1 protein-coding gene, 1 tRNA gene and 1 pseudogene are annotated in these 2,489 nt (G+C 31.6%); all 3 read left to right on the forward strand.

Going from position 1 to position 2,489, the window contains the following annotated elements:
- Nucleotides 1-139 (forward strand): annotated as a pseudogene (locus HMPREF2961_RS15810) (N-acetylmuramoyl-L-alanine amidase); the annotation flags it as partial.
- Between the two features lie 110 nt (nt 140-249).
- Nucleotides 250-1,983, forward strand: a complete 1,734-nt coding sequence (locus HMPREF2961_RS11280; RefSeq protein WP_237539391.1) for a glycosyltransferase family protein — start codon at nt 250-252, stop codon at nt 1,981-1,983.
- A gap of 121 nt (nt 1,984-2,104) precedes the next feature.
- Nucleotides 2,105-2,179 (forward strand) — tRNA-Ile (locus HMPREF2961_RS11285).
- Nucleotides 2,180-2,489: the final 310 nt, after the last annotated feature.

Consider the following 2,489-nt stretch of genomic DNA (forward strand, 5'->3'; position numbering starts at 1 on the left):
ATTTTTCTGTCTAGTTAATTGTAGCCTATCCAAAGTCTATGTAATGATGCGTGCAACGAACGATCCGAAAGGTAACACGCAAGGCGGAGCGCAAGATTTTCATGACAAACGATGGTACTTGAATATTCCGCGTAGATAAAGAATAGCCCCTCATTGAGGGGCGTACATAATAAATAAGGATATTAATTACACTAGTATTTTTGTTATAATGAATGAGAAAAAATAGAGAGTGTAGGTAATGTAATGAAAATGAAATGGTTTAAAAAAGATTTAGTTATCGCCCTAGTAGTAATATTTATATGTTCGTTTATAATTATCTCTCCACAAATATATAAGCGTTCGATAATTTTAGGAACAGATGTCATGTTTCATCTTAATCGCTTTTTTGAAACAGCTAAACAACTTGAAACAGGTAAATTCAATTATTTCTTATCTTTATTTAGTTTTAATTCAAGTGGGAGAATAGTTAATGCTTTTTATGGATGGGACTTTTCCTATCTAATGGGATTTTTACTCATGATTGTTAAATCATGGACTAAATTTCAAATTGTTAGCTCGTTTATTTGTACATTCATTGCGGGTACAAGTATGTATTTTTTAAGCAGATATTTAAAGTTAACTAATATTCTTAGTATTATAACTGCAATATTATATATGTCTTCCTACGTAGTCATGCAATACCCTATTGCTCAAGCTTTTAATGGGTGGGGGGCAGCATTCTTACCTTTAATATTTATATCGGCTATGAAATCTATAAAAAATATAGAAAATCCCATAAATTATGTTGGTCTATCGGTAATAGTCAGTCTTCTACTCTCTATTCACATGATGACTCTAGTGATTGCGTTGCTAGCTATACTTCCTTTCTATATGTATAGCTTTATAAGAAATAATAAAAAAGTCTATTGGATTCGTGATATGTTGTTTGCGGTAGGACTTACAATTTTATTATCTGCCAATTCTATTCTAGGGTTTTTAGATCCTTACTTATCAAATAATATTTTGAAACCTTTCTATTTGGAACAAATGTCTGGTGACATCGTTAAATTCTTAGTGAATAGAAATGATTTGCATGATGTAGGACTAATCTACACATTTATTTTTATTTTTGGAATATCATTTACTTTGTTTAATTGGAAACAAACAAAAATCGAAGAAAAGTTTGCTGCAATTGTTGGTGGAGTATTTCTTCTATTGGCATCAGGTCTACTTCCTTGGGACGAACTACCACGTTATATTCCCTTTGTGAAAGTGGTTCAATTTCCACACCGATTTGTGATTGTATCTTATGTTCTATTAATTTTGAACTTCGCTATGGTCATAAACCGGATAATTAGTAACAAAAATGATGAGGTGAAAAAAGTTGTCTATTCATTAACTGTGGTATTAAGCTTTTTTAGTATTTTGAATGGGAATGCTTTTATAAATTCTCAATCATGGCTTTGGCAAGGTGATGACCCAACTGCTACAGGAAATAATAAAGCTAGTGTACGGGTTAATGGAGCAGATCAGTTAAGATCAGATTTTAAAAGTCCGGATTTAGAAAAAGGATTAGATGCAATAATAAAAGGAACACCGGATTATTTACCAATACCAAAGGACTCTGACAACGAAAAAATATACCAAACTGATCCTTATAAGCTTTATCTCAGACAATTTGTTGATAATACTTTGCAGGGAGAAAAAACTATTACAAATAAAGGTGAAATAAAAATATCATGGGAAAATAATTCCTCTAAAAATCAGAAAACACAATTGCCTGTTGCTGCCTACAGCCATTCATACGTAAGATTTAATGGGGAAAAAATGGATAAAAAAGAAGTAACTGACCTAGGGGCATTGATCGTTAATGCTAAGCCTGGATTAAATGAGGTTGTTGTAGGCTACCGTCCAATAATTAGTATTAGGCTAGCACTAGTTTTAAAATTTATAGGTTTGATGGTAATAATTTTATTAATAATAAAAAGTATAAAGAAAATTTAGCCACGATATAATCTGTTTTTTCATTTGTGATTGTGTAATAATAAATTAGCCATCACAACATAAGGAATGAAATCCCATTATTGTCCATTCTTCAGATTTGCAGTAGTTGTGATGGTTTCTCGTACCCTTAGCTCAGTTGGTCAGAGCAGACGGCTCATAACCGTCCGGTCGTAGGCTCGAGTCCTAACAGGGTACATAAATTGAAGAATTACAAGTATGAAAAAAATGAAAACTTATTATTTCAACTTTTAACTGTTGACATTGTGTATTATTTATCGTTTAATATAATTAATAGAACCCCGCACACCTCTTAACAATGTGTCCCAAGCGGGGACGTTTTTATCTAAAGCTTTTCTTCATTGCCACTCAAATGAGTGGCTTTTTTATGTATTCTTTTATGGATTAATGAAAGGATGTTTCACATAGTTATACTTCTGTATATTTGAAAAGTTTTACTTTGACTTTTAAAATAGAAAGACATTTGGGTTAAATTGTGAGATAATAAT

Source organism: Enterococcus sp. HMSC076E04 (assembly GCF_001814285.1).
GTDB lineage: Bacteria > Bacillota > Bacilli > Lactobacillales > Enterococcaceae > Enterococcus_B > Enterococcus_B lactis.

Coding starts and splice junctions, on each gene's coding strand:
- HMPREF2961_RS11280 (WP_237539391.1), top strand. CDS start 250: ATGAAATGGTTTAAAAAAGATTTAGTTATCGCCCTAGTAGTAATATTT.